This window comes from Legionella sp., from assembly GCF_965140895.1.
GTDB lineage: Bacteria > Pseudomonadota > Gammaproteobacteria > Legionellales > Legionellaceae > Legionella.
Map to the genome: position 1 here is coordinate 1 of NZ_CBCSKT010000025.1, position 5,895 is coordinate 5,895.

Consider the following 5,895-nt stretch of genomic DNA (forward strand, 5'->3'; position numbering starts at 1 on the left):
TGCTCCCGTTGTTTCATTGGAGGCAATTATCTACAGCTTATTTGGGGAGTTCTAGGTGGGGTTAATTAGGCGCTTACGAGGTACCACCTTTGAAGGCCATTTGATATCTATTTGGCATTTCGAATAGTGTTTTTAAAGCCCAGACTATCCAAATGTCCTTTTCGAGAATTATTGCGGATTTACCAAGGTCAGTCGCAAGTGTATTTAAAATTTGAGATTGGTCTTTTAAGCTTAATTGTATAAATACATCTGACAATTTAATTTTCCTTTTCATATTGTATAATAATATTGCTCATCCACCCCGGCATTTCATTTTTTGCATTTACAAATTTATTAAATTCTTCCGAAGTAAGCCTACTTTGAATAATTTGAATGGATTGGATTGATACTTTTTCTTTACCCAAGTGCCACAAAGCCTGAATAGCAAGACCTGCCTCTGAATTGGGAAGAGGCAGTTTCTTGCGACTCACGTGTTTCAAACTAATCTCCAGTGTACCCATTTTAAAGTGTCTGTTGCGGCCTGTAGTAAAAAAAACAGGTTGTGCGGGAGTCTGAGTAGTAAGCCCCATTTTTCTGGCTGCTTCTGCGCCGCTTATTTGAATACGTTCATTCGATTGTCTTGCAATTGCTTTTGCAACTTTAAATGGCTCGGGCATTACAATGCCAACAAAGCGATTTTTTTCTGGACGAACATATACTCCCTGAGTTATGCGGACAATTTCCCCAGATTTTGTAAGCCTGGATAATGCCTGATCAACTGCGGGTCGCTTACCGATCTTAATCATGGAGGAGGTGGTGAATGGTTCGCCACGAGGTTTCCTCTGAATAAAATTTTCAACTTGAGTAGTAATATTCATTTCGTTCTCCTATGTCATAAAATATATACTACTTTCTGACAAAACTCCATGGCTTTTATGAATAAATATTGATCTTATTAACCAAACTAATCCTTATTAAGAAGGGGGTAATTGTAGAGCCAGGGAATCTAGAATGGCGAGCTAGAGCCGCCGAGATCATCAAAAGTAACAAACTAGACATAGGTGTAGTGCTCCCCATTTAAACCAGTCCACCTAGTTTAAAAATAACGACTAGGAATAGGACTAGTAATATGACTATATCGACAACAATAGAATGTAATGAAATAATCCAGTCGAGCACTAATCGGCGCTGATGGACGCTCTTAGAAAAACAACAAATTGTCCATGAGATTGAAAAGCCTTAATGACCCAATTGATACCACTACACCTCAAGGGCTGTTAATATTCAATATATTTGGCTCTTTGGAGGAATTTGAAAGAGAACTTATTAAGGAAAGAACAGTTGCTGGTCTTGAAGCCGCAAGAGCGAGAGGAAAAAAAGGTGGTAGACCAAAAGGTTTATCAAAAAGAGCTTTAGGATTGCGCATTCAGCAGAGCTTTTATATAAAGAGGGAATATTTAGTGTCTCAGAAATATGCGGGCAGTTAGCAATTTCTAGAGCAACTTTATATAAATATCTACGCTCTCGAAACGTTATTATTTCTGCTGAAACTCAAAGAAAGCGTCGTCACTGCGGATTCCACTGATGCCGATCAACGATTCCATTCCATCGCGATCAGAGATTCCATTTGATGCCGATCACGGATTCCATTCGATGGCGATCAAACCGGAGCAAAGCGACGCTTTTTTTAAGTTTATGACTTATCCTCCAGATTATCGAATTTTGTAGTTGATTTTTTTCGCATTGACTCACCTTTCATATCAATTCGATGAGCGTTATGAACAAGTCTATCCAAGATAGCATCCCCCAATGTCAAATCACCAATAGCCTCATGCCAGAGTTTAACAGGTAGTTGGCTCGTCACAATGGTTGAGGACTGATTATGCCTGTCATCCATAATTTCAAGTAAATCCCGGCGTTGCTCATCATTCATCGGAGCCAAACCCCAATCATCCAAAATAAGGAGTTGGATTTTTTCTAATGAGGCAAGTAACTTGGGGAAACTTCCATCACCTCTAGCGAGTTCAAGTGCCTGAAATAGTCTTGGTAAACGTAAATAACGTGCCGTAAAATGAGTACGACATGCTTGATTAGCTAACGCACATGCGAGCCACGTTTTACCGGTACCCGTAGGACCAGTAATCAGTAGATTTTGTTTTCGTCCCACCCAAGAACAATCGGCAAGTTGCTTAATTACCGCCCTTGAGATACCTCTTGAAACGGAGTAATCAATATCCTCAATACACGCATTGGCTTTGAGTCTGGCTTGCCTCAATCGAGCGCCTAGCTTGCGATTTCCACGTACAATACATTCTCGCTCCACCAGTAAACTAAATCGTTCATCAAAAGATAACTGATGAATATCAGAGTGCTGCATCTGCTCTTGCAATGCCTCAATCATGCCGTGGCAACGTAATTCTCTTAACTGTTCAAACAGTGGCTGTGTTAACATAACATTATCTCCTTGAGTCTATTAATGATAGTAATTTGCACCACGGACATTCTCATGGTGATTGGTTATATCAGCAGCCGCGCTCGTGCTGGCAGGCTTTGATAGCGGCTGCTTATCCAGCCCATTCTTTAAAATGGACTCAATATTTTTATATCGAACGGCACCAATATGAAGCCCTCTAATCGCTGCATTTTCTAAACGTTCTTTTCCATATTTTTTACTCATGCGAAGAATACCAAGGCATGCCCGATAACCTTGCTGGGGTATTTTATGCAAACCAATAACGTCATCAATTAGTTGAGCTGTATGTGGCCCAATACTTTGTGCCCATCGATGTAATCGTTCAGGTGTCCATGTGACGTAATCCTGATGAGCCTTTGGCATATGTTCATTCTGCGTGGTATGGCCTGGCTTATAGGAGCGCTGATGCAGCGCGATGCGTTTGTTATGTAGAAAGCACTCAATCGTTCGGTCGCCAATTCGAACATCAATGAGTTCCCCTAGATAACGCCATGGAATACTGTAATGATGTTTCTCAATGGTTACATGATAATCAATGCCGGCTTTAGCACGTTTCCAATAAGCAAATTGATAACGATGAATAGGTAATGATTTTAATGCGGGTTTATCAATTTCTATAAACTGGGAATAACGAGAGCCGACTAACTGTTGAAATGGACGTTCATTATAAGCGTGTAATAAAGGGGCAATTGCTGTGTTAATCTCAAAAATACTAAAGAAAGTACAATCTCGCAGTCGAGCTAAAATCCATCGTTGAATACCCTGTACACCCACTTCAACTTTAGCCTTGTCTTTCGGGGAGCGTATTCGAGCAGGAATAATAGCAACATGATAATAGTTGGCCATTTCTTGATACGTCATGTTGGTATCGGGGTCGTAAAGATGGGGTTGTGTAACTCCTGACTTAAGATTGTCAGGCACAATGCACGTGGTAACCCCGCCAAAAAATTCGAATGCACGAAGATGTGCGCCTATCCAATGACGTAAGCTCTGGCTTTCCGCTGCCTCAACAAAGGTATAGTTCGAAGCACCAAGCACTGCTACAAAGATTTCTGCTTTGTGTAGTACGCCTGTATCTTTATCAACCCATGGAACAGTTAGCCCTGAATAATCTACGAATAGTTTTTCACCGGCATGATGGGTAATACGCATGCCTGGATTCAGTTTGCACGAAAAATCTCGATACATCTCACAAAAACGACTGTACCCATATCCATCAGGATGTTGGCTGCGATATTCATACCATAGTAATAATAAAGTGACTCCCTTGCGCTTCAGTTCTCGATGAACCCATGATAAATCTGGGGTGGAGCGGTTCAGTTTCTTGGGATTAGACTCTTGTGGAAATAAGCGAGCATAAAGTTCCTCATCACACATCGACGTAGGCAGAGGCCAAATCACGTCAAACATTTTTGCACGTGATAAATAGCTACTCACAGTGCTAGCACTAATACCAACACTTGCTGCAATTTCTCTATTGTTCAAGCCACTTTCGTATCGTAACTTTAAAACTTCTCTTATTTTACGCATCGATAGCTTCTCCGTTGGCATTTCTATTTTCCTTCTGTTTAACCAAACAAAAGGATAAAACGGTTTATTGTGCGTCGCTAAATATGCTTACATCTTGTTCATTCTTGATCGGCTTAAAATGGAATCTTTGATCGGCATCAAATGGAATTCGTGATCGACATCACTGGAATCTGTGATCGGCATGGAGTGGAATATGCATAAAGTGCAAAAAACTTCCGGCACATTCGAAAATTTTATTTCTCGATAGCGAATGGGTTTCAATTGTTGATAAACATTTTTTCAATAAACGGGTTAAACTTTCAACTCTGAACTGCTCTTATCCACAACAAAGTATTAACATGCATAAAATTTGAATGAAGAGGACGTTGTCTTGAATTCAATTATTGGCTATAATTTCATTAACACACCCGCCAAGCCTCTATTGATCTAGATCAATATGCTCAAATCGAGCGGGTTTTTTTTATCTAAAAATAAGGTGCTATGTATGGCCGTGTTCATTAAGCCTGCAATTACTCCTATAGAACAGCTTCAGTTATTAAAAAAACGTGGGCTTCTGATCCCAGATGAAAACAACGCACTGAGCTTTTTGAATAAAGTTAGTTTTTTCAGGCTAACTCCTTATATGCGCCCTTTTCAAATGAGTAACAATGAGCACCAGTTTTTGTCAGGAGTTAAATTTCACCAACTTACAAAGCTTTATGAGTTTGATAGGCGACTACGCTTATTAATAATTGATGCAATTGAACGAATAGAGGTAGCTGTTCGCGCTCACATATCCAATAGGCTCGGTAATAAATACGGTTCCCATTGGTATCTAAGTAATGAACACTTTAAAAAAACCTATCATCATGAGCGTTTAATCAAGACTATACAAGAAAAACAACATGAGGCTCTAGAAAATTACAGTCGAGAGTGTCTTCGTATTGACGGCTTGAGGACAAACGATAAAACATATAAAATTTACCTAAAGGAAAAGCGCAGACAAGAAAGTTATGCTCGTCATTACTCTTTAACCTATCATGAACCAGAATTAATGCCCGGATGGGCCATGCTTGAAGAAATTTCTTTAGGCGAATTATCCCATCTCTATAAAGGGTTAGCAAAAGATAAAGATAAAAAAGCTATAGCTAATGGTTTCAATCTTTATCCGCCATTACTGGAAAGTTGGCTTCACACTATAACAGTCATTAGAAATATTTGTGCGCACCATGCGCGATTGTGGAATAGAGAACTAGGTATTAAACCTGCCTACCCTACTCAAAAAGATTTTATCTGGCCTACATACTTAGATAAAGATCATCCTCATACACGCATAGCGACCGTTTTTTCCATTCTTCACCATATGATGAAAAGAATTAGTCCTGAAACAGAATGGTGTAACAGATTATTAGAGTTATTTAATAGTTTCGATGAAATACCTTTAAATAGTATGGGATTACCCGAATATTGGGAAAAAGATACTTTTTGGAAATGAATATATTTTAGCCTAATTGTTTATACATGCAGACACAATTAAGCTAAATGCCTTAAAAAACCCTACCGTGAAATTTACGTATTTGAGTACGACATTAGTGACATTTACCCTCGGAATAAATTACAATAAAATCAATATGTTAAAATAGAGATAAAAGGCTCATAATCCGTTGCCTCCAGTAATATCAAGTATATTTCAAAACTCATCCGCAACAGCATCCTATAGTTAAATTAATGTGATTCATTGAACAGTTGAATCGTGAGCGGTTAATTAACCCCACCCTTCAGAGGAAAAATTAAGTCCGATATGCTACGCATCTCATTGAGAAGAGAAGGATTAACTATTGTATGAGATAAAGAACGCAAACAATCACGAGCTCCAGTAATAATCTTAACTAGTATAGAATTATTCTCAAGCAACCTTATTTTCCAAACATGGG

At 39.0% G+C, this 5,895-nt stretch carries 6 protein-coding genes; 3 read left to right on the forward strand and 3 right to left on the reverse strand.

The window, feature by feature from the left end; translation table 11 throughout:
- Positions 1-257: 257 nt before the first annotated feature.
- Entirely contained in the window at positions 258-857 is a 600-nt protein-coding gene (locus tag ACQY7T_RS03095; protein WP_428411253.1) for a DUF6088 family protein, read from the reverse strand.
- A gap of 345 nt (positions 858-1,202) precedes the next feature.
- Here ACQY7T_RS03095 and ACQY7T_RS03100 point away from each other — a divergent pair, with 345 nt between their 5' ends.
- The gene (locus tag ACQY7T_RS03100) at positions 1,203-1,466 is read left to right on the forward strand and encodes a recombinase family protein (RefSeq protein ID WP_428411254.1); all 264 of its coding nucleotides are present in this window, start codon (positions 1,203-1,205) and stop codon (positions 1,464-1,466) included.
- Positions 1,451-1,564 (forward strand): hypothetical protein, encoded by a 114-nt coding sequence (locus tag ACQY7T_RS03105; protein ID WP_428411258.1) that lies wholly within the window; start codon positions 1,451-1,453, stop codon positions 1,562-1,564. Before ACQY7T_RS03100 ends, ACQY7T_RS03105 begins: the two co-directional genes overlap by 16 nt.
- A 108-nt stretch (positions 1,565-1,672) precedes the next feature.
- Here ACQY7T_RS03105 and istB read toward each other — a convergent pair whose 3' ends face one another.
- Together istB and istA are read right to left on the reverse strand one after the other, a co-directional pair.
- The gene (gene istB, locus ACQY7T_RS03110; RefSeq protein WP_428411255.1) at positions 1,673-2,431 is read right to left on the reverse strand and encodes an IS21-like element helper ATPase IstB; all 759 of its coding nucleotides are present in this window, start codon (positions 2,429-2,431) and stop codon (positions 1,673-1,675) included.
- A gap of 21 nt (positions 2,432-2,452) precedes the next feature.
- Positions 2,453-4,003 (reverse strand): IS21 family transposase, encoded by a 1,551-nt coding sequence (gene istA, locus ACQY7T_RS03115; RefSeq protein WP_428411256.1) that lies wholly within the window; start codon positions 4,001-4,003, stop codon positions 2,453-2,455.
- A 469-nt stretch (positions 4,004-4,472) separates the two neighbouring features.
- Here istA and ACQY7T_RS03120 point away from each other — a divergent pair, with 469 nt between their 5' ends.
- Entirely contained in the window at positions 4,473-5,456 is a 984-nt protein-coding gene (locus tag ACQY7T_RS03120; protein ID WP_428411257.1) for an Abi family protein, read from the forward strand.
- The last annotated feature ends 439 nt before the right edge of the window (positions 5,457-5,895 follow it).